The organism is Paenibacillus flagellatus (genome assembly GCF_003217775.1).
Classification (GTDB): domain Bacteria; phylum Bacillota; class Bacilli; order Paenibacillales; family NBRC-103111; genus Paenibacillus_AB; species Paenibacillus_AB flagellatus.
In genome coordinates this window covers 250,243-274,674 of the sequence record NZ_QJVJ01000010.1, presented here as the reverse complement: position 1 = coordinate 274,674, position 24,432 = coordinate 250,243, and the positions used below count along the sequence as shown (strand labels likewise).

Annotated in this window: 21 protein-coding genes; 4 read left to right on the top strand and 17 right to left on the bottom strand. The window is 62.4% G+C overall.

Going from position 1 to position 24,432, the window contains the following annotated elements; genetic code table 11:
- Positions 1-137: 137 nt before the first annotated feature.
- The 4 genes from DLM86_RS22380 to DLM86_RS22365 form a co-directional block, all read right to left on the bottom strand.
- Positions 138-1,538, bottom strand: coding sequence for an SPOR domain-containing protein (locus DLM86_RS22380; RefSeq protein WP_110842292.1), 1,401 nt, complete (start codon positions 1,536-1,538; stop codon positions 138-140).
- 144 nt (positions 1,539-1,682) lie between these two features.
- Entirely contained in the window at positions 1,683-3,080 is a 1,398-nt protein-coding gene (gene murC / locus DLM86_RS22375; RefSeq protein WP_110842291.1) for a UDP-N-acetylmuramate--L-alanine ligase, read from the bottom strand.
- Positions 3,081-3,088: 8 nt separating this feature from the next.
- A complete protein-coding gene (locus DLM86_RS22370) occupies positions 3,089-4,462 on the bottom strand; it encodes a bifunctional folylpolyglutamate synthase/dihydrofolate synthase (protein WP_110842290.1) in 1,374 nt (457 codons plus the stop codon).
- A 159-nt stretch (positions 4,463-4,621) separates the two neighbouring features.
- Positions 4,622-7,297, bottom strand: a complete 2,676-nt coding sequence (locus tag DLM86_RS22365; protein WP_211326570.1) for a valine--tRNA ligase — start codon at positions 7,295-7,297, stop codon at positions 4,622-4,624.
- Between the two features lie 594 nt (positions 7,298-7,891).
- Between DLM86_RS22365 and DLM86_RS32395 the strand changes: the two genes are divergently transcribed.
- Positions 7,892-8,056 carry a hypothetical protein gene (locus DLM86_RS32395; protein ID WP_170143725.1) on the top strand — a complete coding sequence of 55 codons (165 nt, stop codon included), beginning with the start codon at positions 7,892-7,894 and terminating at the stop codon, positions 8,054-8,056.
- A 73-nt stretch (positions 8,057-8,129) separates the two neighbouring features.
- On the opposite strand, the gene DLM86_RS22360 is transcribed toward DLM86_RS32395, so the two are convergent.
- Positions 8,130-9,314: a LysM peptidoglycan-binding domain-containing protein gene (locus tag DLM86_RS22360; protein WP_110842289.1), complete on the bottom strand. Its 1,185-nt coding sequence runs from the start codon at positions 9,312-9,314 to the stop codon at positions 8,130-8,132.
- 342 nt (positions 9,315-9,656) lie between these two features.
- Positions 9,657-9,788 (bottom strand): hypothetical protein, encoded by a 132-nt coding sequence (locus tag DLM86_RS33035; RefSeq protein WP_281272180.1) that lies wholly within the window; start codon positions 9,786-9,788, stop codon positions 9,657-9,659.
- 134 nt (positions 9,789-9,922) lie between these two features.
- Between DLM86_RS33035 and DLM86_RS22355 the strand changes: the two genes are divergently transcribed.
- Positions 9,923-11,695, top strand: coding sequence for a phosphodiester glycosidase family protein (locus DLM86_RS22355; protein WP_245954822.1), 1,773 nt, complete (start codon positions 9,923-9,925; stop codon positions 11,693-11,695).
- 103 nt (positions 11,696-11,798) lie between these two features.
- Here the strand turns inward: DLM86_RS22355 and hemL are convergent, their stop codons facing one another.
- The gene (gene hemL, locus DLM86_RS22350) at positions 11,799-13,109 is read right to left on the bottom strand and encodes a glutamate-1-semialdehyde 2,1-aminomutase (protein ID WP_110842287.1); all 1,311 of its coding nucleotides are present in this window, start codon (positions 13,107-13,109) and stop codon (positions 11,799-11,801) included.
- Positions 13,110-13,227: 118 nt separating this feature from the next.
- Between hemL and DLM86_RS22345 the strand changes: the two genes are divergently transcribed.
- Positions 13,228-13,896: a Crp/Fnr family transcriptional regulator gene (locus DLM86_RS22345; protein WP_110842286.1), complete on the top strand. Its 669-nt coding sequence runs from the start codon at positions 13,228-13,230 to the stop codon at positions 13,894-13,896.
- A gap of 154 nt (positions 13,897-14,050) precedes the next feature.
- On the opposite strand, the gene hemH is transcribed toward DLM86_RS22345, so the two are convergent.
- Positions 14,051-14,989 carry a ferrochelatase gene (gene hemH, locus DLM86_RS22340; protein ID WP_110842285.1) on the bottom strand — a complete coding sequence of 313 codons (939 nt, stop codon included), beginning with the start codon at positions 14,987-14,989 and terminating at the stop codon, positions 14,051-14,053.
- A gap of 1 nt (position 14,990) precedes the next feature.
- Positions 14,991-16,058 carry a uroporphyrinogen decarboxylase gene (gene hemE / locus DLM86_RS22335; RefSeq protein WP_110842284.1) on the bottom strand — a complete coding sequence of 356 codons (1,068 nt, stop codon included), beginning with the start codon at positions 16,056-16,058 and terminating at the stop codon, positions 14,991-14,993.
- 239 nt (positions 16,059-16,297) lie between these two features.
- On the opposite strand from hemE, the gene DLM86_RS32175 reads away from it, so the two are divergent.
- Positions 16,298-16,459, top strand: a complete 162-nt coding sequence (locus DLM86_RS32175) for a hypothetical protein (protein ID WP_158289617.1) — start codon at positions 16,298-16,300, stop codon at positions 16,457-16,459.
- 107 nt (positions 16,460-16,566) lie between these two features.
- On the opposite strand, the gene hemB is transcribed toward DLM86_RS32175, so the two are convergent.
- The 8 genes from hemB to speD all read right to left on the bottom strand — a co-directional run bounded on the left by hemB (position 16,567) and on the right by speD (position 24,308).
- Positions 16,567-17,562: a porphobilinogen synthase gene (gene hemB, locus DLM86_RS22330; protein WP_110842283.1), complete on the bottom strand. Its 996-nt coding sequence runs from the start codon at positions 17,560-17,562 to the stop codon at positions 16,567-16,569.
- Between the two features lie 77 nt (positions 17,563-17,639).
- On the bottom strand, positions 17,640-19,181 hold the full coding sequence (cobA, locus tag DLM86_RS22325; RefSeq protein WP_110842282.1) for a uroporphyrinogen-III C-methyltransferase: 1,542 nt from the start codon (positions 19,179-19,181) through the stop codon (positions 17,640-17,642).
- Between the two features lie 7 nt (positions 19,182-19,188).
- Positions 19,189-20,127 (bottom strand): hydroxymethylbilane synthase, encoded by a 939-nt coding sequence (gene hemC, locus DLM86_RS22320; protein ID WP_110842351.1) that lies wholly within the window; start codon positions 20,125-20,127, stop codon positions 19,189-19,191.
- A 5-nt stretch (positions 20,128-20,132) separates the two neighbouring features.
- Positions 20,133-20,852, bottom strand: a complete 720-nt coding sequence (locus DLM86_RS22315) for a precorrin-2 dehydrogenase/sirohydrochlorin ferrochelatase family protein (protein ID WP_110842281.1) — start codon at positions 20,850-20,852, stop codon at positions 20,133-20,135.
- A gap of 6 nt (positions 20,853-20,858) precedes the next feature.
- Positions 20,859-21,689 carry a cytochrome C assembly family protein gene (locus tag DLM86_RS22310; RefSeq protein ID WP_110842280.1) on the bottom strand — a complete coding sequence of 277 codons (831 nt, stop codon included), beginning with the start codon at positions 21,687-21,689 and terminating at the stop codon, positions 20,859-20,861.
- Between the two features lie 15 nt (positions 21,690-21,704).
- Entirely contained in the window at positions 21,705-23,105 is a 1,401-nt protein-coding gene (gene hemA / locus DLM86_RS22305; protein ID WP_110842279.1) for a glutamyl-tRNA reductase, read from the bottom strand.
- A gap of 160 nt (positions 23,106-23,265) precedes the next feature.
- Complete coding sequence (locus DLM86_RS22300; protein ID WP_110842278.1) at positions 23,266-23,802, bottom strand: hypothetical protein; 537 nt, start codon at positions 23,800-23,802, stop codon at positions 23,266-23,268.
- 104 nt (positions 23,803-23,906) lie between these two features.
- Positions 23,907-24,308: an adenosylmethionine decarboxylase gene (speD, locus tag DLM86_RS22295; protein ID WP_110842277.1), complete on the bottom strand. Its 402-nt coding sequence runs from the start codon at positions 24,306-24,308 to the stop codon at positions 23,907-23,909.
- Between the last annotated feature and the right edge of the window lie 124 nt (positions 24,309-24,432).

Genomic DNA, 24,432 nt, shown 5'->3' with positions numbered 1-24,432 from the left:
CCGCGCGCCGGACGCCCTCGCGCGGGCGTGGCGGCGGAAAACCGCTGCGCGCCTCGCTCGCATCGAGCGCAGCCCATAGGAAAAAGCCCGCGAAGCCGCGGGCTTTTTCCTATGCTTCCATTCGCGTCGCCGCCCCATTACGGCGCCTTGATCGCCGCCAGCAGCTCGCTCTCCGCGAACGCGGCCTGCATGAGCGCCGTTTGCGCTTGCCACAAGTACGAGGCCGACGCGTTCTTCTTGTATTCGTCCATCGACGCGACGGCGGTGCTCATCGCCGTGCCGAGCCGCTCGAGCGTCGCCTTCTGCTCCTGCGCGAGCCCCGCGGCGAACGGTGCGGCTGCGCCGCTCATCGCCTGATGCGCCGTCTTGATCGTCGCGAGCGTAGCGTCGTCCATCGCCCCGGGCGTCGCTTCCTTCAGCCGGGCGGCGGCGAAGCTTCCGATCGTCTGCACGAGCTTCCGGCTCTGGACGAGGAACGTCTCCGCCTGACCGGCCTGCTCGGCCGTCCCGGACCATTTGATTTTGGCGACGGCCGGCATCGACACCGCCTTCAGAAACAGCTCCGTCTTCGGCTCCTTCGCCTGCAGCAGCTGGCTGAGCGCCAGCGCGTCGTCGCGGCTCGGCGCCATGCCGACGTAGACGTAAAACTTGTCGGACGGCTGGACGAAGGCGGCCAGCCCCTGCTTCTTCAGCTCCGCCGCCGCGGCGTCGGCGCCCTGCTGGTTCGAGAAGACGCCGTTTTGCAGCAGCGTATACGACTGCGCCGCGACATTGACCGCCACCGTCGCGGCCGACGTTGACGACGCCGGCGCCGCCTCGGCCGCGGGCGGCTTCGTCTGTCCCGCTGCCGGCGACCCGTTCGCCGCCGCCGGCGGCTTGCCCGCGCCGGCGGTTGCGCCCGTTCCGGGCAGCGTCTCGTCCCCGCCGAACATCGACAGGACGAAATACCCGATCAGGACGCCGGTCCCGACCGCACCCGCCACCGACGTGACGATTTTCAGCCACGGCGTCCGGTTATGCCGCTCGTACCGGCTGCGGCCGACGAACGGCTGGACGTCGCCGCGGCGACGGTACGGGACGTCCCGCTCGTCCGTCCCGTAGTAGCCGCTTTCGCCGTCGTACCGCTCCTGCGGCTCGATCGGATACGGCTGGTGCGGCACCGGCCGGATCGGCGGCTGCGCGGGGCGCTCGTCCCGCTCCGGCGCGCGGGCGCCGCCGGACTCGCGGATCGCCCGCTCCACCCGCTCCGTCTCCGCGTCGAACGGGCTGCTCCACGCCCCGAAATCGGTCGTGAACTGGTTGAGCGGCTGCACGTCGATGATATCGCGGCTGCGGCCGCGGCTGAAATCGCGTTCGCTCCACGCCTCATGCTCCTCGGGCTCCTCCGCCCGATGCGGCCGTTCCTCCGTCCGGATCGGCTGCACGTCCTCGATCACGGTAAATTCTTCTTGCGTTAAAGGGATAACCGGGTTCGGCTCCTTGCGCGCCGCTTCTCTCCCCGTTTCGTCGAATCGGTACGTAATTCTCGCCTTGTTCATGCCCCGCCCACTCCTTGTCCTGAACATGCTTGTTCTCATCTGTATGCGGACAAGCGGGACAATATGACGGAAACCGTACGATTAACGCAAAAAAGAGCCCTCGCAGGCTCTTTTCCCTGGGCGATCCGCGAATGCGGCCGGCTTTCAGCCTTTCAAAGGCGGCTGCGCTTCCCGTTCGTTCAACGTCTTGGCGAGCGCATGCGACGCCTTCCAAATGTCGCCCGCTCCCATCGTCAGCACGAGATCGCCGCTGACCGCGAAGCCGCGCAAAAACTCGGTCACCTCGTCCACCGACGAGATGTGCCGGACGCGCGCATTGCTGTTGCTCCTGATCAGCTCGACGAGCTTCTCCGAGCTGACGCCTTCGATTTGCCGCTCCCCGGCCGGCGAGTAGATGTCGGCGATGATCACCTCGTCCGCCTCCCCGAACGCCCGGCTGAACGGCTCGAATAGAAAATACGTCCGCGTGTACCGCTGCGGCTGGAACACCGCGATAATCCGCTTCCCCGTCGCCTTCGCGGCGCTGATCGTCGCCTGAATTTCCGTCGGATGGTGCGCGTAATCGTCGATGACGAGGATGCCGCCGACGTCGGCCAGCACCTGGAACCGCCGCTTCGCGCCGCGGAACAGCTTGATCGCCCGGGCGAAGTCCGCGAACGGCACGCCCGCCTCGCGGCAGACGATGAACGCGGCCAGCGCGTTGTACACGTTATGCCGGCCCGGCACCGACAGCTCGACCGTCCCGAGCATCCGGCCCTCGTGCACGACGTCGAAAGCGACGCGGCGATCGCCGAGCCGGATGTCGACGGCCCGATAGTCCGCTTCGGGCTCCAGCCCGTACGAAATCGTGCCGACCGGTACGGAGGCGAGCACCTCCCGCACGTCCGGATCGTCGGTGCAGACGACCGCCTTGCCGCCGGGCGCCACCTGGCCGAGAAACTGCGCGTACGCCTTTTTCAGCTTGCCGAAGTCGCCGTCGTAATTTTCCAGATGGTCGGCTTCGATATTCGTCACGACGGCGTACAACGGTCGGTACTGAAGAAACGAGCCGTCGCTTTCGTCGGCTTCCGCGACGACGTAGTCGCCGCCGCCTGCCTTCGCGTTGCTGCCCACGTTCAGGATTTCGCCGCCGATAATGTAGGTCGGATCGAGCCCGCACTCCTCCATGACGAGCGAGATCATCGACGTGGTCGTCGTTTTGCCGTGAGCTCCCGCGACGGCTACCCCTTTGCGGGACTCCATCAGCCTGGCCAGCATTTGCGACCGGTGCAAAATCGGGATGTTCATCCGCTGCGCCTCGGCGATTTCCACGTTGTCCTTGGGCAGCGCCGTCGAATAAACGACGACGTCCGCCCCCCGGACGTGGCTCGCTTCATGGCCGATGAACACTTGCGCTCCTTTGGCCGCCAGCTTCTCCGTCAGCTCCTGGCCGGCCAAATCCGATCCCGACACCCGGTAGCCCATCTCGAGCATCACTTTGGCGATCGCGCTCATGCCGTAGCCGCCGATGCCGATAAAATGCACGTGCTCCGTCGTATTCACGCCCCTGCTCACCAGCCTTTGTCAGAATCTTTGCGGTACAGCATCCAGGATCGCACGTCGGAGATCAAGTAGAGCGTCCCCGTCACAAGGGCGAGATCGTCGGAGCCGGTCCGGTCCATCAGCATCTGCAGCGCCTTCTTCCAGTCGGGTTCCACGGTGACGTCCATCGTCTTGTTCAGCTCCGCGAGCGTCGTTCGCGCCAGCTCCGCGAGCGTCTCCGCCTCCGCCTTCTTGAAAAAGTCGGGCTCGGTCACGATCAGCGTATCGGCAAGCGGCAGCAGGTGCCGCAGTACGCCTTCGTGCTGCTTCGTCGGCATCATGGCGATCATCATGTGCAGCTTGCCGTACCGGTAAATCGAACGGAGCGCATCCGCCAGCGTCTCGGCCCCTTCCGGGTTGTGCGCGCCGTCGAGCAGCATGCGCGGCGAACGGCTCACCAGCTCGAGGCGGCCCGGCCATTGGGCCGACCGCATCCCCTCGAAGAACGGCTCCTCGTCCAGCACGACGGCGTAATATTGCCGCAGCACCTCGAGCGTCATAAGCACGACGGCGGCGTTTTTCATCTGGTGCGCCCCGTTCAACGTAATGTCCACATCGTCGATCCGGCGAAACGGACCGTCGAAATGAAACGTTTGCCGGTCGAGCTCGGACCGAACCGGCTCGAAGCGGAACCGGTCGTTCAGGGCGTACAGCGTGCTCTTCCGCTCGGCGGCCGTCCGGCGGATGACGTCAAGCGCTTCCGGCTGCTCGACGGCGGTCACGACCGGCACGCCGGGCTTGATGATGCCCGCCTTCTCCGACGCGACCGCCGACAGGGTGTCGCCAAGAATGTCCATATGATCGTGCCCTACGTTCGTAATGACCGACACGATCGGCGTCACCACGTTCGTCGAATCGAGCCGTCCGCCGAGTCCCGTCTCCCAGACGACGAAATCCGGATACGTCACCCGGGCGAAATACAAAAGGGCGAGCGCCGTCGACACCTCGAACATCGTCGGGGGGCCCCATTCGGACTCGGCGATCTCGTCGAACGCCGGCTTCAGCTCGTTCGTCAGCGCCAGCAGCGACTCGTCGTCGATGTCGCGCCCGTTGTACTGGATCCGGTTCTGGTACCGCTCGATGTACGGCGAGGTGAACGTGCCTACGTCGTAGCCGCAGGAGACGAGCGTGCTCGTCAGGAAGGCGCAGGTCGACCCTTTGCCGTTCGTCCCCGCCACGTGAATGAATTTCAGCCGCCGTTCCGGATGGTTCAGCTTCTCCATGAACATTTCCATCCGCTTCATCCCCGGGCGGATGCCGAACTTCATTCGTCCCGTGATCCATTCCACCGCCTCGTCCGCCGTACGGAAAGCGGGCATCGCGGTATCGGTTTCTCCATGCATACGTCTCATCCCTTTAATATATGAAATTGGTCCGTGAAATTGATGGTCATCGGTCCATTTCCGGAAAACGGCCTGCGGAGCTTTCTCCGCAGACCGTTTACGGCTCGATGCGACCCTCCGAGCCCGTTGCGGGCATCGATCCCGCTCAAGCGAAGCCGGTTATCCTTTCAGCTCGGCCAGCCGGGCCAGCACTTTTTCCCGTTTCTCGGCGTAATCGCGCATTTTCGCCTTTTCTTCCTCGATCACTTTCGCCGGCGCTTTGGCGACGAAGCCTTCGTTCGCCAGCTTCTTCTCGACGCGCTCGACTTCCGCATTCAGCGACTGCACTTCTTTCTCGAGACGGGCCACCTCCTGGGAAATGTCGATCAGCCCGGCCAACGGTAGGAACAGCTCGGCTCCGGTGACGACCGCCGTCATCGCCTTGTCCGGGTTCGGCACGTCGGTCGCGATTTCCAGGCTCGACGTGTTGCAGAAGCGGCGGACGTACTCTTCGTTTTTGCGCAAAATGGCGAGCGTATCGTCGCCCGACGCGCGGACGAGCAGCTCGACTTTTTTGCTCATCGGCACGTTCACTTCGGCCCGAATGTTGCGGACCGCGCGGATGACGTCCATGAGCAGCGTCATCTCGGCGACGGCGTCCGGCGCCTCCCATTTCGCGTCGTACACCGGCCATTCCGCCAGCACGATCGTCTCTCCCTCGTGCGGCAGATGCTGCCAAATTTCTTCGCTGATAAACGGCATGAACGGGTGGATGAGCCGCTGCGTCCGGTCGAGAACGTAAGCGAGCACGGATTGCGTCGTCCTCTTCGCCGCCTCGTCGTCGCCGTACAGCGACAGCTTGGCGAATTCGATATACCAGTCGCACAGATCGTCCCAGATGAAATTGTACAATTGACGTCCCGTTTCGCCGAACTCGTACTGGTCCATCAGGCGGGTCGCTTCGCGCGCCGTTTCGTTCAGCCGGTGCAAAATCCACCGGTCCGCCGTGCGCAGCTCGCCGCTCAGGTCGATGTCCGCCGCCGTGAACCCTTCCAGGTTCATGAGCGCGAAGCGGGACGCGTTCCAAATTTTGTTCGCGAAGTTGCGCGCCTGCTCGACCCGCTCCCAACGGAAGCGCAGGTCCTGCCCCGGCGTGCTGCTCGTGGAGAGCATGTAGCGCATCGCATCCGCGCCGTACTTCTCGATGACGTCGAGCGGGTCGACGCCGTTGCCGAGCGACTTGGACATCTTCCGCCCTTCCGCGTCACGGACGAGGCCGTGGATGAGCACGTCCTCGAACGGCATTTGGCCGGTAAATTCGAGCGAGCTGAAGATCATCCGCGACACCCAGAACGGAATGATGTCGTAGCCGGTGACGAGCAGGCTCGTCGGGAAATAACGCTCCAGATCCGGCGTCCGGTCCGGCCAGCCGAGCGTGGAGAACGGCCACAGGGCGGAGCTGAACCACGTGTCGAGCACGTCCTCGTCCCGCTTCAGCGCGGAGCTTCCGCAATGCGAGCATGCCGTCGCGTCTTCGCGCGACACCGTCACGCCGCCGCAATCGTCGCAATACCAAGCCGGAATGCGGTGTCCCCACCACAGCTGCCGGGAGATGCACCAATCGCGGACGTTCTCCATCCATTGCAGATACGTTCTCTCGAACCGGTCGGGAACGAAGTTGGCGCCTCGGCCCGACTTTTGCGCTTCGATCGCCCGATCCGCGAGCGGCTTCATGCTGACGAACCATTGCGTGGACAAGTACGGCTCCACGACGGCCCCGCTTCGCTCGCTGTGTCCGACCTGGTGGACGTGCTCTTCGATCTTGAGCAGCACGCCCTGCTCCTTCAAGTCGGAGACGAGCTTCTTCCGGCATTCGAACCGGTCCAGCCCCTGATACGGGCCGGCATTCTCGTTCATGACGCCCGATTCGTTCATGACGAGAATTTGCGGCAGCTGGTGGCGCTGGCCGACCTCGAAGTCGTTCGGATCGTGAGCCGGCGTTATTTTGACCGCGCCGCTGCCGAACTCCTTCTCCACGTACTCGTCCGCGATAACCGGAATTTCGCGGCCGACGACCGGCAGCACGAGCGTTTTGCCGATCATGTGCTTGTATCGCTCGTCGTCGGGATGAACCGCCACGGCCGTATCGCCGAGCATCGTTTCCGGACGGGTCGTCGCCACGACGATATGGCCGCTGCCGTCCTTGAGCGGATATTGCAAATGATAGAGGCCGCCCTGCACCTCTTTATATTCGACCTCGATGTCGGAGAGCGCCGTGCGCGCCGCCGGATCCCAGTTGATAATCCGGTTGCCCCGGTAAATGAGCCCTTTCTCGTACAGCTTGACGAACACCTCGCGAACGGCGCGGGACAAACCCTCGTCCAACGTGAACCGCTCGCGCGAATAATCGACGGAAAAGCCGACTTTCGCCCACTGCTCGCGAATCGTCTTCGCGTAATGGTCTTTCCACTCCCACACTTTCTCCAAAAACGGCTCGCGTCCCAGATCGTAGCGCGACAATCCTTCCTCGCGCAGCTTCTGCTCCACCTTCGTCTGCGTGGCGATGCCCGCATGGTCCATACCCGGCAGCCACAGGGCGTCGTAGCCCTGCATCCGCTTCAGCCGGATCATGATGTCCTGCAGCGTGCAGTCCAGCGCGTGGCCGATATGGAGCATCCCCGTCACGTTCGGCGGCGGGATGACGATCGTATACGGCTTCGCGTCCGGGCGCTTGCCCGCCTCGAAGACGCCGTTCTTCAACCAGTACTCGTACCATTTGGCTTCCGCCGATTTCGGATCGTACGTCGTCGGCATCGATACCGACGGCTGGGCTTTCGTCTCTTGAATATCCGTCATGATTACTACCTCCCGTTTGGTTCCACCGCAGAGAAAAAGCGGAGCGAAAAAAACAAAAAAAGCCTTCGCCGCAAAGGACGAAAGGCTTGCTTCCGTGGTACCACCTTTATTCCGCGCCGTCGGCCCGCATCCCGGGCGCAAAGCGCGACACTTTAAGCAGATAACGGCTGCGGCCGGCCGGAACAAGTCCGGCGACTCCGGGGCGACTTCGACAGGTACGTCCTGCGGCTCCTCTCAGCGTGTAACGGTCCGCTCTCTGAAGGGTTCGCTGCCTACTACTCCCTTTCAATGTCGTTGTGCGATTGCTGCATTTATACACTATATTAAACATTTTGGAGTTCCGCGTCAATGCGGCCGCCGCTCAATCGCGCTTCGTCATTTCCTTCACGACGTAGATGGCCAGCGCGATGAGCAGCGTAATCCAAACCGCCTGGTAAATCGAATGAACCGCCGAAGGCACGAAGGCCCGCCTCCGTTTCTTGACGTTTTTCCGTATAGCATCAGCATATCCAACGGACGGGGCTTCATACACATAAAGCAGAGGCGAATCATACTTTGCAGGTGGAACCGATTCGCGAAACGGGGTGAACGACCATGGACAAATGGTGGTGGAAAATTCGCTATTCCGTCAAAGGGGTCATTTTTCCGCTCATTTGCGTGCAGTTCGTACGGACGCTGCTGCTGCCCACCGGGCTCGACGTCTTTATTTTGTTCGCGCTTTTCCTCATCTACCTCGGTTTTTTGCTGAACGTCTACTGAACCGACTTTCCATGAAGCCAAAAACGTCCCCGGCGCCGCTTCAGCGGGCCGGGGACGTTTTTGAAGCTTTTCGTTACGGGATGTAGATCACTTGACCTTCCGACACGTCCTGATCGCTCAGTCCGTTGTACAGCCGAATTTCTTGCGGCTTGCGGTCGTACTTCTTCGCGATCGATTCGATCGTATCGTCTTTGTGGACGATGCAGAGCCGTACTTTGCGGAACTGCTGCTCCTCGCTTGCGGAGAGGAACAAGTTTTTCCATTCCAGCGCGTCCGCCCCGCCCGTCTCGGCGACAGGCGCGGCGGCGGGCACAGGAGCCGGCTCGTTGCGGTATCCCCGGGTCGGCCCCGAGAAGCGGTACTCGTCGGTTTTGCTGACGTACGACTTCAAATCGAACGGCTGGCCGGCCTCCGCCTTTTTGCTGCCGAAGGCGATTTTCATCTCGCCTTTATCCGGCTCCTCCTGAACCGACGCCTCTACCGCTTCCGCCGCGGAGACGGCGTCTTCCTCCGGGGCGCCCTCCGTCTTCAAGCTGTCGTAATTGGCCAGCACCTCGTAGTCTTCATACGTATCCTCGGGAAGCTGGTCGCGGATCGGGCCCGCGCTCGTCTCGGCGAAGACGGGGACGACCGGCTCGCTTGCAGCCTCGGCCTCGGCTTCGGCGACGACGGGAACGGCCGGCTCGGTTTCCGGCTCCGCCTCATGCGCCGACGCCGGCACTTCCGGCTCTTCGGCCGCTTCCGCCCAGAAGCCGGCTCGGGGAACGTTCATCTGCCGCGGCGGCAGCGAAATGTCGCCGTACTGCGGCGACTCGTCCGCCTGCGCCGCCTCATGGACGAAGACGACTTCCTCCTCGTCCCGCCACGCCTCGGATGCGCCCCCGGATACCATCTCGATGCCGTTCAAGGAAAGAACGCCGGTCACGTTCAGACTGCGCTCCGACAACAAGTCGACGTCGAAATTGTCGATTTCGACGGAGATGTCCTCCACGCTGCGGATGCGGCTCATCGGTAGCGTAATTTCGACCGGAATCGTATGCTCGAGCGCCTTCGTTTCGCGCGCGTCTCCCTCCGCTTGTCCCGTATACGTGCCCGTGAGAAGCAGACAACCTTTTACCACCGCTTGATCCCCTTCGACGGCAACGCGGATTTGCGGGGAAAGCTCGACCTCGTCCAGCTCCACAATCGCGGACACCTCTTCCGGCAAATGAACGCGCTCGTAAATGTCGAAACGCAGACCGGACTGCTGTTCGCTCACCGTAACTCCTCCTTCCATAACGTCCTGCCGATGTTGGCATGCACAAGAAGCGTTCTATACATTCATATGGACGAAGAAAGGGGAGCATGACTGGTTTTTGAAAATAGTTCGCTCGGCGCCCGCTAAGGCTCGGGCTCGTGCCGGCGCTGCCGCAGCGTCCCGAGACGCATCGCCGGGAAGCCGGCTTCCTTCCTACGCCGGTGCGGGCGTCCCGAGCTTGTTCCTGCAAACAAAAACGGAGCATGAACGAGGTCCATACTCCGCCGCCTTGCCTTCTACGCCCTATCATCCCGGCATAAACTCGTATCGGCGCCCCCATCGGGACGCCTCGTCCAACCTCCGTCAATCGCCGCTTCCTCTCGCTTTTCTCGTCCTGCGATAAGCCGCGAAAACGATCGCGAGCAGCGCGACTCCGAACAACAAGCCGATCCCGTACATCTCCAACGGGAAGTCGAACACGTAATATCGCTTCATGCTGAATTTCACCTGTTTTCACCGGTATTTCCTATTATTTTATCAAACACTTCATCCAAATCCAAACGGGATTATGATATGATGGAGGTTGATGGGCAAAAGGGGAGTTTCACCAATCAAGGGGGAGGACTAGCGTGAATACGACCATCCAGCTACTTGCGCAAACCAGAAGGCAGCTCGGAGGATGGAGCTGGTTGAAAAAATCGCTGCTGGCGATCGCGCTTCTTACGTTCGCAACGTCCAGCTTTTTATATTTGACGCCGCCGGGGCTGTCGATCCGGGAATTTTTGGCGCAAACCGTCATTTCCACGCAGCACCGGGATTGGGCTTGGATATTCGTCGGCGCGGACAAGCGCGACTATATGGTCAAAATGTCGCATCAGTTCACCGAAACGTCCGCGCTCGAGAAGCAGAACATGGGCTTGATCAAGCACAACCGCAAAGCCCGGTCCGTCGACGAATTGATCAGCGAAGTGAAGGACATTTCGGGACAGTTTTGGAAGGGCAAAATGATTTACGTCTACGACCCGACGTCCATTCGCGTCGTCGTGCCGCACAAGGCGGGCGAAGGCGAGCGCATCAGCTCGATGGTGGAGCGGACGGGCGCGGTCGCCGGCATCAACGGCGGCGGCTTCATCGACCCGGACGGGCTCGGCAACGGATTCGCCCCGATCGGACTCATTATGTCCGGCTCGGAGCCGGTTTATTCCGACGTCGACGCTTATACGGCGCAGCATATCGTCGGCTTTACGAAGGAAGGCACGCTCGTCGTCGGCAAATACAGCCTGACCGAGCTTCGGGAGCTCGGCGTGACGGACGCCGTCTCGTTTCTCGCCCCGCGGCTCATCGCCAACGGCAATCCGCAAATTACGAACGGCGACGGCGGTTGGGGACGCGCCCCGCGCACGGCGATCGGGCAGCGGGAAGACGGCACGCTCATCTTCGTCGTCATCGACGGCCGGCAGACGCACAGCGTAGGCGCTACGCTGAAGGAAGTGCAGGATTTGCTGCTGAAGGAAGGCGCGGTAAACGCCGGCATGATGGACGGCGGAGCGTCGTCCGAGCTCGTCGTCAAGGGCGAGGTCGTGACGAAGCCTTCGAGCCGGTACGGCGAGCGGAGACTGCCTTCCGGCATTCTCGTCTTCGACGATCCGGCCAGCTACAAGGTCGATCGCATCTGGGACGGTTTGCAGACGATCGATCCGGGCGGCGCTTACGACCATCCGGACTTCTTGAAAGAGCAGGAGCAGATCAAAAAACAGCAGGCGAACCAGCCGAAAAAGACGGAGCCGGCCAAAACGGAGGATCCCGCGAAAACGGGCACCTCCGGAGGCACGGCGAAGCCGCCGGCCACGAAACCGCCGGAAACGTCCGGCGGCACCGGCTCGACCGGCGCAGGCTCGGGCACGCCGACGGGCGGCGGTTCGACCGGTACGACGAAGCCGGACGCCGGCGGCAGCACGTCCGGCTCCGGCACGCCGGCGGGCGGCGCCTCGAACGGCGGCGGCGCTACCGGCGGGGGGTCGACCGGCACGGGGCAAGGCGGCGCGGGCACGACCGCTCCCGGCGGCACGTCGGGTACCGGAACCGGTACGGGCGGTAGCGCCACGGACGGCGGGACGGCGAAGCCTCCCGCCGGGACCGGCACCGGCAGCTCCGGAACAGAAACAGGAACGGGTACGGGGACCGCGACGCCGCCCCCTGCAGCGGGCGGAAGCGGCACCGGCCAGACGACCCTCCCTCCGACAGGCGGCACTACCGGCGGGACGACAGGCGGAACGACCACGACGAAGCCTCCGGCGGGAACGGGGACGGGCACCACAACGCCCGGAACGGGAAGCGGATCCGGGACAACGTCGGGAACGACCGCGGGAACGACTACGGGGACGAGCGGAACCGCAAAATAAGATACATACGTACGCCAATGGCGGCCCTCGCGGCCGCCATTTTTGCGTTCGAATCCATAAGAAAAGACGGCCCGCCAAGCGACGGATGCCGTCTTTCGATAAGTTAAACCGCCGACCGTTTCAACGCTTCGTAATGCGCGCCGATCGTCGTCTCGATATCCTCGTCGGTATGCGCGGCCGAGACGAACATGCCTTCGAACTGCGACGGGGCAACGCTGACGCCCAAATCGAGCAGGGCGCCGAAATAGCGGCCGAAGCGCGCCAAGTCGGACGTTTTGGCCGTCTCGTAATTGACGACCTTCGTCGCCGTGAAAAACGGACATACCATCGAGCCGACCCGGTTGATCGTCGATTCGACGCCGAGCTCCTTCGCGTTGCGCAAAAACCCTTCCTCGAGCCGGGCCGACTTGCGCTCCAGCTCCTCGTACAGCCCCGGCCGCTCCAGCAGCTTCAGCGTCGTATAGCCGGCCGCCATCGCCAGCGGATTGCCGGACAGCGTCCCCGCCTGGTAAATCGGACCGCTCGGCGCCATCCGTTCCATAATATCGCGGCGTCCGCCGTACGCGCCTACCGGCAGGCCGCCTCCGATTACTTTGCCGAGGCACGTCAAGTCGGGCGTAATGCCGAACAGCCCTTGCGCGCAGTGAAAGCCGACGCGGAAGCCGGTCATCACCTCGTCGAAGATGAGCAGGCTGCCATACCGGCTCGTCACGTCGCGCAGCCCTTGCAGAAAGCCGGGCAGCGGCGGCACGACGCCCATATTGCCGGCGATCGGCTCGACGATGACGGCGGCGATCTCTTCGCCGAACTTCTCGAACGCGAGCTTCACCGACTCCAGATCGTTGTAAGGTACCGTTATCGTGTTGACCGCGACGCCCTCGGGGACGCCAGGGCTATCCGGCAAGCCGAGCGTGGCGACACCGGAGCCGGCTTTGATCAGCAGCGAATCGGCATGGCCGTGATAGCAGCCTTCGAACTTCAAAATTTTGTGCCGTCCCGTATATCCTCTCGCCAGCCGGAGCGCGCTCATCGTCGCCTCCGTGCCGGAGTTGACCATTCGGACGACCTCGATCGAGGGCACCCGCTCGCAGACGAGCTTCGCCATCGCCGTCTCCAGCTCCGTGGGAGCGCCGAAGCTCGTCCCTTTCTCCGCCGTCCGCTTGATCGCCTCGACGACCTCCGGATGCGCGTGCCCCACGATGAGCGGCCCCCACGAGCCGACATAATCGATGAACGCGTTGCCGTCGATGTCGTAGACGCGCGAGCCGCTTCCCCGCTCTATGAAAGCGGGCGTCAAGCCGACCGACTTGAACGCCCGGACCGGACTGTTGACACCGCCCGGAATGTACCGCTTCGCTTCCTCGAATGCCGCTGCGGATTTCCGGTCGACGCGGCCTTGACTATGTTCCGCCATACGTTCACGCTCCTGACTTCGCTTGAGATTCCCTTCGCGAAATGCCATTCCCATCCCCTCCTTCGGTGTGGTAAAATAGGCAGGTGATGGCATAAGGCAAAGCGAGGTTTTATCGAACATGATCGACTTTCTTCAGCAAGTACCGCTATTTTACAAGCTGAACGACAAGCAGCTCGGCTACATTGCCGACATCTGCACCAAGAAGCAGTTCAAGGCGGGGACGATCCTGTTCCGGGAGAAAGAGCCGGGCTCTGTCTTCTATATCGTCCATTCCGGCTCGGTCAAGCTGTACATGTCCAACCAGTCGGGCGACGAGAAAATATTGGCCATCTTCAAGTCCGGCGACAGCTTCGGCGAGCTTTCGCTGATCGACGGCAAGCCGCGGTCGGCCAGCGCCCAGGCGCTCGAAGATTCCGTCATGATCGCACTGAGCGCGAACAACTTTCTCGAGCTGCTCAAGTGGAACTTCGAAATTACGCTCTGCATCATGCAGGAGCTGGCCCAGCGTCTTCGGGACACGAACCAGCACGTGCACGACTTGACGTTCCTCGATGCGCGATCCCGCGTCGTCAAAAACTTGATCCTGCTCGCCAACAAGCACGGTTCGCGGCAAGGCCACACGATCCAGGTGAAGCTCGCGCTCAACTTCGACGAAATATCGCGAATGGCCGGCGTGCAAAAAAACGTGCTCATGCAGGTAATGCGCGATCTCGAAGACCGCGGCGTCATTTCGGTGGCGATGAACGAATTTACGCTCCATCTCGATAAATTAAGATCCGGAAGCTAAGCGCGGACGCAGCCGGACGTACGCCGGCATGCTTTCGCTTCGCTCCGCCAATACGAGACGCGGCCGCTATGGCCGCGTCTTTCGCATGTCCCCCGATGAATGCCGCTTGCTCGCTCCTCGTCCTCTCGCCGCCTCCTCGGCGGCCGCTACCCGGTTATTCCGGCTGCCGCAGCCGTTCGGACACGACGTCGCTCAGCGTTTCCATGTACAGCGGGTCCGTGTTCAGCGATGCGGTCCGCTCGAGCCGCATGCCGAGGTGCTCCGCCAGCTTCTTGCACTCGATGTCGATGTCGTAGAGCACCTCCAGGTGATCCGAGACGAAGCCGATCGGACAGAGCAGCACGTTTTCGACGCCCTCTTCCCGATGAATCGTCTCCAGCACGTCGAGAATATCCGGGCCGAGCCACGGCGTCGCCGTCTGACCGGCGCTTTGCCAGGCGAACTGCCAATTCGCGATACCGACTCGCTCCGCCACCGCCTTCGACGATTCGAGCAGCTGGTCCGGGTACGGGTCGCCCATTTCGACAATTTTTTCGGGCAAGCTGTGTGCCGTGAATATGACCCGGACGTTCTCCTTCGGAACGTCCCCGAACGACGCCAGCGACGAATCGACCCGTTCGGCGAGCGCCCGGATGAGCTGCGGGTGCAGATGGTAGCTTTTGACGAACCGCATGGACAAGCCGAGCGGCTCCGCCGCCTCCTGCGCCCGCTTGATATAGCCGCCGACGCTCATGACCGAGTAATGAGGCGCCAGCACGACGCCGACCGCCTCGCGGATGCCGTCCTCGGCCATCTGCTTCACGCCGTCCTCGATGAACGGCGATGCGTGCTTCAGCCCTTGGTAGCACTTGTATTCGACGTCCGAATGATCGCGATTCAACGTAAGCTCCAGCTGCTCCACTTGGCGGTTCGTGTTTTCGCGAAGCGGGAAAAATCCGCCGACGATCGCCTCGTACCGGTCGGTGAGCGCCTTCAGCTGCTCGGGCGAAGGCGGCGAGCCGCGACGGATGTGCGTATAGTAGGCTTCGATCTGGTCCATGCTGGCCGGCGTGCCGTACGACATGACGAGGACGCCGATTTTCCGTTTGGCCAATTCAGTTCGCTCCCTTCGCGACCCCAAGCCGCCCGAGAGCGTCTTCGGAATACCGGTGAATGAACTCGGTCAACGATTTCAGCTTGTCGAGCGAAGCTTCCGGGAACAAGCCGTGACCGAGGTTGAAAATGTAGCCGGGACTTTGGATCCCTTCGTCGATGACATCCTTCGCATGGCGCTCGATGACGTCCATCGGCGCGGTCAGCACGTACGGGTCGAGATTGCCCTGCACGGCGTACCGGTCACCCAGCCGGCGACGGCCTTCCGGAATCGGCACCCGCCAGTCGAGGCCGATGACGTCGGCTTCGATGCCTTGCAAATCGGCGAGCAGCTCGCCCGAGCTGACGCCGGGGAAATAAATTTTCGGCTGAGGCAAATCGCTAAGCTCGCGGAAGATGCGGGCGATCGTCGGCAGCACGAACGTCCGGAAATCGCGCGGCGCCAGCGACCCGACCCAGCTGTCGAACACTTGAACCGCCTTCGCGCCGGCCGCGATATGCGCCTTCAAATACGTAATGACCATGTCGCCGAGCTTGTCCATGAGCGAGAACCAGACGTCCGGCGCGCCGTACATCATTTCCTTCGTTCGGATATAGCTTTTGGACGGACGGCCTTCGATCAGGTAGCTGGCGATCGTGAACGGCGCCCCCGCGAACGTGATCAACGGGACGGTCAGCTCCCGGTCGAGAATGCGAATCGTCTCGATAATATGCGACAGGTCGCCCTCGACGTCGATCGGCAGAAGCTTGCGTACGTCTTCCGCCGTCCGGATCGGATTGTCTATGACCGGGCCGACGTTTTTGACGATATCGAAGTCGATGCCGAGAGAGGCGACCGGATTCATGATGTCCGAATACAAAATCGCCGCGTCGACGCCCAGCTTGCGGATCGGCATGAGCGTTACCTCGGCCGCCAAGTCCGGCTGCCGGCATATGTCGAGCAGCGAATGCTTTTCTTTGATTTTCCGGTAGTCCGGATCGTACCGTCCCGCCTGCCGCATGTACCAGACCGGCAGCCGGTCGACGGGCTGCTTGCGGCATGCCCGGATGAATGTGTCGTTGTAAGCCATAGTCGGTTCTCCTCTTTCGTATCCGCGCTGTCGGAGATGCAAGTTCTCCCATTACCCCTTCCATTATGCCCGATTTCGGACGGCGTAACAACCGATACGTCCGGCATAATCCGACAAAACTTTGACAAAACCGTATGAAAATTTCGCGATCGGACCGGTATGGCTGAAACTTTTTGCTCACCGGTGCGTTTAATGAATAAAGGGGAGATGAAAACGTTTTCGAAAGGAGGAGGGACGATGTGAAAAGAAGGAATACAGAACGCGACCGGACGGTCGGAGAGGAGGCCCGCGCGAGCCGGTACGGCATGCTGCCGAAGCCCGTACGCACGTTCAGCTATTGGTTTTTCGGCGCCGTCGTGCTGATCGGCGTCTGCGGCTGGATGTTCTCGGGCAATCCGTAACGTTAGAAACAGTTGGGGGGACCGTTCTTGAACGCGGAGACGTCATAACGAAGGGCTCGACCGGAAGCACCGGCGGAGCCCTTTTTGCGTTTTCTAGCGCCGTCGCGTCAGCGCTGCTGCAGCCAGCGCGCCGCGTCTTTGGCGAAATACGTAATGATAATGTCCGCACCCGCCCGCTTCATGCCGAGCAGCGTCTCGAGCACGATCGCTCGTTCGTCCAGCCAGCCTTGCATGGCGGCCGCCTTGACCATCGAATATTCGGCGCTGACGTTGTACGCGACGACCGGCAGGTCGAACTGCTCCTTCAGCAGCCGGATGACGTCCATGTAAGCGAGCGCCGGCTTCACCATAAGCATGTCGGCGCCTTCGGCGACATCGCTCTCCGCCTCGCGGACCGCTTCGCGTACGTTCGCCGGGTCCATCTGATACGTCTTCCGGTCGCCGAACTGCGGCGTCGAATGGGCCGCGTCGCGGAACGGACCGTAGAACGCGGACGCGTATTTGACCGAGTAGGACATGACCGGCACGTGCTCGAAGCCCGCCTCGTCCAATCCGGCGCGAATGGCGTGAACGAAGCCGTCCATCATGTTCGACGGCGCGATGATGTCCGCCCCCGCCTCCGCCTGCGATACCGCCGTCTTGACGAGCAGCTCGAGCGACGCGTCGTTGTCGACGTCGACGCGGCCGGTCCGCTCGTCGCGCCGGATGACGCCGCAATGGCCGTGGCTCGTATACTGGCACAGACACGTGTCGGCCACGACGAGCAGGTCCGGGCACCATTCCTTCACCTTGCGCGTGGCGCGCTGTACGATCGAATTGTTGCCGTACGCCTCCGAGCCGAGCTCGTCCTTATGATCCGGCACGCCGAACAGAAGCACCGCCTGGATGCCGAGCGAAGCGACCTCGCGGATTTCCTCCTCCAGCAGGTCGAGCGACAAATGGTAGACGCCGGGCATCGAGGCGATTTCCTCGCGCACCCCGGTTCCTTCGGTTACGAACAACGGATAGATGAAGTCGTTCGCCGACAAGCTCGTCTCCCGCACCATGCTGCGAAGAGCGGCCGAAGCGCGAAGCCGGCGGTTGCGTACAGTAGGAAAAGTCATGACGGTTCCCGTCCTTTCGTTTGTAGATCGATGCCTTGGTTGTATAAAAGGTTCAATCGCCGACCGCGTTCCCCTCGTCAGCGCGCCATCGCCTCGACGAGCGACTCGATCGTCGCTTCGTCGGCCGAGGCCGTCACGCGCAGGCCCGCCTCCGCCGCCGTCTTGGCCGTGACCGGTCCGATGACGTATAAGCCGACGCCGTTCAGCAGGCCGACCGGGTCCGGCTCTCCGAGACGGCGGAGCGCCTCGAGCAGGTTCGTCACCGTCGACGAGCTCGTGAACGCGACCGCCTGTACCGCGCCGGCTCGCAGCATCGCGAGCGCCTCCTCGCCGCCGTCGAGAGACGGCACGTTCTCGTACACGTCCGCCTCGGTCACGTGCGCGCCGAACCGCCGCAGCCCGTCGGCCAGCACCGGACGGGCCAGGTCGCCCTTCGGCAGCAGCACGCGCTCCCCGGGCGTCACGAAGCTTTGCAGCAGCTCGAGCAGCGACTCGGCTTGGAAGCCGGCGTTCGGCACCAAGTCCGCGATCAAGCCGCGCGCCGCCAGCGCCTCCTGCGTTTTCGGGCCGACGGCGGCGATTTTGGCGCGGTACATTTGCCGAACGTCGACGCGCAGCTCGCGCATTCGCTCGAACGTATACTCGACGCCGTTTGCGCTCGTGAACAAAATCCAATCGTACTCCTCCAGCCGGCGAAGCGCCTCGTCAACGGCCCGCACCGTCTCGGCCCGTTCCGGCCGCCGGATGCGGATGACGGGGAACTCGACCGCCTCGCCGCCCCGCTCCTCGATGAGCCGGACGAGCTCGCTCGCCTGCTCCCGCGCCCGGGTGACGAGCACCCGCTTGCCGAACAGCGGCCGCTTCTCGAACCAGGCGAGCTTCTCGCGCAGCTTCACGACGTCGCCGACGATAATGATCGCCGGCGACTGCAAGCCGGCTTCCTTCACGAGCGTCGGCAGCGTGGCAAGCGTGCCGACGACCGTCCGCTGCTCCATCCACGTGCCCATCCGGATGACGGCGCCGGGCGTATCCGGATCGCGCCCGTGCGCCATCAGCTCGCCGCAGATCGTGCCGATATTGGCCACGCCCATCAGGAAGACGATCGTCCCGGACGCGTTCGCGAGATTTTCCCAGTTGACGTTCGAATACGTCTTGTTCGGGTACTCGTGGCCGGTTACGACCGAGAACGAGGAGGTGAAATCGCGGTGCGTCACCGGAATGCCGGCATAGGCCGGCACGGCGATCGCCGACGTGATGCCGGGCACGATCTCGAATTCGATGCCGTGCTCCGCTAGCAGCTCCGCCTCCTCGCCGACGCGGCCGAATACGCTCGGATCGCCGCCCTTGAGCCGCGTGACCGTTTTGCCCTGCAGCGCCAGGTCGACGAGCAGCCGGCTGATTTCCTCCTGCTTGATCATATGCTTATCGGGCAGCTTGCCCACGAAAATTTTGTCCGCGCCCGGCTTCGCATGCCGGAGCAGCTTCGGGTTCGCCAGCCGGTCGTACACGACGGCGTCCGCCCGCTCGATCGCTTCCAGCCCGCGCACCGTAATCAGCTTCGGGTCGCCCGGACCCGCGCCAACGAGATAGACTTTCCCCAGCCCCCGCCCATGCTTCACCGCGCCATCATCCTCTCAGCTCGCCCAATATCGAGTCCGCCCCTTGCGCGAGCAGCCGCTCCGCGAGCAAATCGCCCAGCGCCTCGGGATCGTCTCCACGTCCCCATTCCTTGAGCAGCCGGCTTCCGTCCGGCGATCCGACGATCGCCGTCATCTCGAGCCGTCCGCCATCGGCTTCGTCGCGCACGATCGCGTACGCGCCGATCGGAATTTGGCAGCCGCCGTTCAGACGGCCGAGAAATTGCCGCTCGGCCCGGACGGCGAACGCCGTCGGCGCATGGTCGAGCCGGCCGAGCAGGTCGAGCATGAACGTGTCGTCGGCCCGGCATTCGATGCCGAGCGCGCCTTGCGCCACCGCCGGCACGCAGACGTCCGGCGACACGTAGTCGCTGATGCGGTCGCTCCAGCCCATCCGGTGCAAGCCGGCGGCGGCCAGCACGACCGCGTCGAACCCTTCCGATTCGAGCTTGCGCAGCCGCGAATCGATATTGCCGCGGATCGACTCGACCTTCAGGTCGGGTCGGTACGCGAGCAGCTGCGCCGAGCGCCGGAGGCTGCTCGTGCCGACGCGCGCGCCGCGCGGCAGCTCGGCGAGCGGAACGCCGCCGCGGGTGACGACGCAATCGCGCGGATCGACCCGCTCCGGCGTCGCGCCGACGATCAGGCCGGGCTGGCGCTCCCACGGCATATCCTTCATGCTGTGAACGGCCATGTCGATTTCGCCGTCAAGCAGCGCCTGCTCGATCTCCTTGACGAACAATCCTTTACCGCCTACCTTGGACAGCGTAACGTCCAATATTTGATCGCCGCGGGTGACGATTTTATGGATTTCGAACCGGCATTCGATACCGGCGTCGTCCGCGATCCGCCGCAGCCGATCGATCACTTGATTCGTTTGCGTCAAGGCGAGCGCGCTTTGGCGCGTTCCTACCTTTACCGTCCGCATCATGTTCATTCGCTTCCTTCCGTGTCTGGTTGCGCGAGCGCCTCGCCGCCCTCGCGTTCTTCGCCGGAGCGAGCGGCCGAAGGCATCCGCGTCCCGCCCTCCAGCCCGGCCAGCAGCCGGGCCCGCATCGAATCCCAGCGTCCCGCCCGGACGAGCTCGAGCGCCTCGTCCGCGAACAGCCGTCCGAGCAGCTCCTTGCGCCGTGCCGGGTCCGGCACGCGCGCTTGGACAAGCCGCCTGTATTCGTCGGCAAATTCGAGAAAAGCGTCGATCCCGTCTCCGATCGCCGCTTCGATGCGGTCGCGGATCCGGGCCGACGCCATCGGGCTCGTCCCCGACGTCGAGACGGCGACGAGCAGATGCCCCCGCCGCCAGACGGCCGGGACGACGAAGCTGCACAGCTCCGGGCGATCCGCGACGTTGACGGGCTGGCCGCGCGACGTCGCGTCCGCATGCACCCGCTCGTTCACGTCCGGCCGGTCGGTCGCGGCGAAGACGAGCGCCATTCCTTCGCCGTCGGCGGACTCATACGCCCGCGAGATGTGCGACAGCCGGCCCTCCGCCGCCCAGGCGGCGATGCGCGGCGTTACGTCCGGGCTGACAACCGTCACCGCCGCTCCGGCATCCAGCAGCCCGGCCGCCTTCCGCTCCGCCACCGTTCCGCCGCCTACGATCAAGCACGGTCGGCCGGCGATATCCGCCATCATCGGATATAACGTCCGCATCCCGACTCACATCCATATCCATTGATGAAACCCGGAGTATACGTTGAACAGCGAGAAATTGATGACGACGACGGTGAACGCCGCCAAATTCCAAAACGCGAGCATAAAGCCCGGCTGCTTGGCCGTCATTCGCTGCTGCAAATAAAACGCATACACCGCGACGCTGAACAACGAGCTCAGCACTTTCGGGTCGGCCAGCAGTCTGGCGTCCCCGTCCAGCGCGATTTTGGCGATGCCGAGCGCCACCGAGGACAGCAGCAGCGGAATCCCGATCAGCACGGCGCGGTATGTATAGCCTTCGATTTTGTCCAGGCTCGGAAACCGCGTCATGACGGCCGACCACCGCTTCCCCTTCAGCTTCCGGTGCATGAACAGGTACATGCCCGACAGCAGCGCCGCGATGAGAAACGCCGCGTAGCTGGCGATCGCCAGCGTAATGTGGATGAACACGAGCTCGTCGCGCGCCTCCCACTGCTCGCTGATCGGCGTCACCGACGGGTCGCTGAAAAAGTTGAGCGCCAATATGGCGAACCCCGCCACGTTGACCAGAAAGACGAGCAGATCGAGCCGCAAAAACCAATTCATCATCAGCGAAACGGCGACGAGCACCCACGAATAAAAAAATAACGCCTCGAACATCGTCAGCACCGGCATGTACTGGTGCTCCTGAATCCGGTATACGATAAATGCGGATTGAAGAAGCCATACAAATGCAAGGAGCCCTGTTCCCATCCGCTTTGCACTCCGGTTTTTGGTCGCCACGTCGGAGAAAGAAAACAGCAGGCTCAGGGCATATATATACAAAATCGCATCGTAAATCCACGTATTGCTCAGCATCGGAACCGCTCCTTCTTAGGAGCCGGCCAGCAGCTCGCTGCCGGCAACGACGACGCGATGCTTCCGGTCGCGCTCTTCCGGTTCGGATGAAGCGTCCTTTTTCTTGTCGGCCGCCGATTGCGCCGCCTCCTCTTCCTCCGCCAGCCGGAGCCGCTCTTCGAGGGCGAACAGATGCGTGAACATGCCGAGCGCCTCGTCGCCGCGCCGTTCGCCGGCCAGCTCCTTGACGCGCATGATCGGGTCGCGCATCATCTGGTTGAGCATGCTTTTCGTCAGCTTGCGGATGACCGTAATTTCCCGCTCGTCCAAATCGGGAAGCTTGTTCAGCATGCTGGCCATCGTCTCCTCGTGGATCGCCGCCGACTTTTCCTGCAGCGCCCGGATGACGGGGCTGACGCCGAGCAGCTTGTACCACTGCTCGAACGATTCGATTTCCTTCGCGATCATGAGCTCGATTTTGGCCGCTTCCTTGCGCCGTTCGTTCAAATTCGTCTCGACGATGAGCTCCAGATCGTCGATGTCGTACAAATAAACGTTCGACAGCCCGGCGATCGCCGGATCGATGTCTCTCGGCACCGCGATGTCGATCATGAACAGCGGACGCAGCTTGCGCGACCGTACCGCCTGCTGCACCATATCCCGCGTCAGCACGTAGCCGGCGGCGCCCGTAGAGCTGATGACGATGTCGGCTTGCGCCAGCTCGTCCGCCAGACGCTCGATCGGCCGCGCCGTCCCGTTCGTCTTGGCGGCCAGCTCGACCGCCTTCTCGAACGTCCGGTTGACGACGACGACCTTCTCGGCGCCACCGCCGGTCAAATGCTTGAGCGTCAGCTCGCTCATTTTGCCGGCACCCACGATCAGCACCGTCTTGCCGCGAAAATCGCCGAATATCCGCTTGCCGAGCTCGACCGCCGCGTAGCTGACGGACACCGGATTTTCGCCGATCGACGTTTCCGAATGGGCCCGCTTCGCCATCGTGACCGCTTGCTTGAACAGCATGTTGAACAGCGTGCCCGTCGCTTTCTCCGACTGGGCTTTCAGGAAGGCGTCGCGCACTTGGCCGAGAATTTGCGTCTCCCCGATCACCATCGAATCGAGCCCCGCCGTGACGCGGAACAGATGCTCGATCGCCTGCCGGTCTTCGTATATATACAAGTAATCCTTCATCTTCTCGCGCGGAATGCCGAACCACGTCTCCAGGAAATTGCGGACGTAATGGCCGCACATGTACAGCCTGTCGACGACGGCGTACAGCTCCGTCCGGTTGCACGTGCTGACGATGACGCATTCCAGTATGCTCTTCGTCTCCTTCAACCGCCGCAGCGCCAGAGGAAGCAATGATTCGTCAAAAGCGAACTGTTCCCGGATTTCGACGGGAGCCGTCCGATAGTTGAGACCTACCGCAATAATGTGCATCGCAATCACCTGCCTTCGAGAGCCCCTACAAAAATCTTTTCCCATTATACCACAGTTCGACAAACCGGGAAGGCCGAAAGTTTGACTAAATGTTGAACCGTCCGGCATGATCCTTTCCCTAGTCTGGTCGGAAAGCCCATCCCGTATTCAACCGCTCCTCTTACCGAAGCAGCCTCTTTTGAAGCCATTCGTCGAGCTCCGCGTCCAGCTTGGCGAGCTTGTCGCTTTGCGACGAGACGACCTTGCCGGACGACGACAGAAGCTTTCCGTACCCTTCGTACATGTCCTTGAACATCGCCGACGCCTTGGCCAGCGTCTCCTTCTCCTCCGGCTTGATCGCGCGCTCGCCGCCGATTTGCAGCCGGATGACGACCTGCACGAGCCGCTCGATCGAATCGAGCCGCGTCAGTTTCCCGTCGCCGACGGCCATCGCCAGCCGCTCGTGGGTGTAATGAGCCGAATAGGCGGCCACCCGAAGCGAATCGAGCTCGTCGGTGGCGCCCGCCTTGGCCGCTTCGGCGAGCGAGCTGTTGAGCAGCTCGATCTGGAATTGCGACACCTGATACAGCAGCATCGCCGCGTCGTACGAGGCCGGATGCTGCGTCATATACCCGTAAATGCGATACGCCGGCCAGCCGATCAGCACGACCAGCACGATCCAGACGCCGGCTTTGCGAAAACCCGCTTTTCGTCCCATGGAACCCGCCTCCCGTTCCATTGTATGGGACGAACCGAAAACAAATAACCATGGTTTCCCATGGTTATCGTCTTCTCTATGAAAATGCTGTTGACTAACGTTTCTTATTTCGCCAAGACCGCTTGACTCATGACTGGCGTCTCGACCGTCATCTCGCCGACGCCGCGAATCAGCTTCTTCGCGTAAGTGCGCTCCGGCTTCAGAACCGAAACCAGGTAGTCGATCGCCGCCTGCGGGTCGACGGTTTCCCCGCACGTGTAACAATCCAGGGCCGCGAATCCTTTCTCAGGATACGTGTGAATCGAGATGTGGCTCTCCGAAAGCATAACCAACACGGTTGCCCCTTGTGGCTCGAATTGCTTCGCCTGCACGGACAATACCGTTGCGCCGCAAACCTCCGCAGCTTCGACCATTTGCGCTTGCAGCCATTCGGCATTGTTCAGCAGCTCGAAGTCGGCTCCCCAAGTATCGACGGCAACGTGTCTCCCGAAAGTAGAGTATTCCATCTTTCGGTTCCCCCTTCCTAGGAATAAAATTGTTGGATTTCATCCGCTAGGACCTACGTCATTCACTTCTCGAGGGAATAATCTCTCGCAACATTACATGTCCTGAGTGAATCCTGGTTCCTAT

What these genes read in the sequence shown, in the direction of transcription:
- speD (WP_110842277.1), bottom strand. Translation starts at nt 24,308, where the DNA reads ATGGAATACTCTACTTTCGGGAGACACGTTGCCGTCGATACTTGGGGA.
- hemE (WP_110842284.1), bottom strand. Translation starts at nt 16,058, where the DNA reads ATGGCTTACAACGACACATTCATCCGGGCATGCCGCAAGCAGCCCGTC.
- hemC (WP_110842351.1), bottom strand. Translation starts at nt 20,127, where the DNA reads ATGCGGACGGTAAAGGTAGGAACGCGCCAAAGCGCGCTCGCCTTGACG.
- DLM86_RS22310 (WP_110842280.1), bottom strand. Translation starts at nt 21,689, where the DNA reads ATGCTGAGCAATACGTGGATTTACGATGCGATTTTGTATATATATGCC.
- DLM86_RS22315 (WP_110842281.1), bottom strand. Translation starts at nt 20,852, where the DNA reads ATGCGGACGTTATATCCGATGATGGCGGATATCGCCGGCCGACCGTGC.
- hemL (WP_110842287.1), bottom strand. Translation starts at nt 13,109, where the DNA reads ATGGCGGAACATAGTCAAGGCCGCGTCGACCGGAAATCCGCAGCGGCA.
- DLM86_RS22380 (WP_110842292.1), bottom strand. Translation starts at nt 1,538, where the DNA reads ATGAACAAGGCGAGAATTACGTACCGATTCGACGAAACGGGGAGAGAA.
- DLM86_RS33035 (WP_281272180.1), bottom strand. Translation starts at nt 9,788, where the DNA reads ATGAAGCGATATTACGTGTTCGACTTCCCGTTGGAGATGTACGGGATC.
- hemB (WP_110842283.1), bottom strand. Translation starts at nt 17,562, where the DNA reads ATGACTTTTCCTACTGTACGCAACCGCCGGCTTCGCGCTTCGGCCGCT.
- hemA (WP_110842279.1), bottom strand. Translation starts at nt 23,105, where the DNA reads ATGCACATTATTGCGGTAGGTCTCAACTATCGGACGGCTCCCGTCGAA.
- DLM86_RS22345 (WP_110842286.1), top strand. Translation starts at nt 13,228, where the DNA reads ATGATCGACTTTCTTCAGCAAGTACCGCTATTTTACAAGCTGAACGAC.
- DLM86_RS22365 (WP_211326570.1), bottom strand. Translation starts at nt 7,297, where the DNA reads ATGACGGATATTCAAGAGACGAAAGCCCAGCCGTCGGTATCGATGCCG.
- DLM86_RS22370 (WP_110842290.1), bottom strand. Translation starts at nt 4,462, where the DNA reads ATGCATGGAGAAACCGATACCGCGATGCCCGCTTTCCGTACGGCGGAC.
- DLM86_RS32395 (WP_170143725.1), top strand. Translation starts at nt 7,892, where the DNA reads ATGGACAAATGGTGGTGGAAAATTCGCTATTCCGTCAAAGGGGTCATT.
- DLM86_RS22300 (WP_110842278.1), bottom strand. Translation starts at nt 23,802, where the DNA reads ATGGGACGAAAAGCGGGTTTTCGCAAAGCCGGCGTCTGGATCGTGCTG.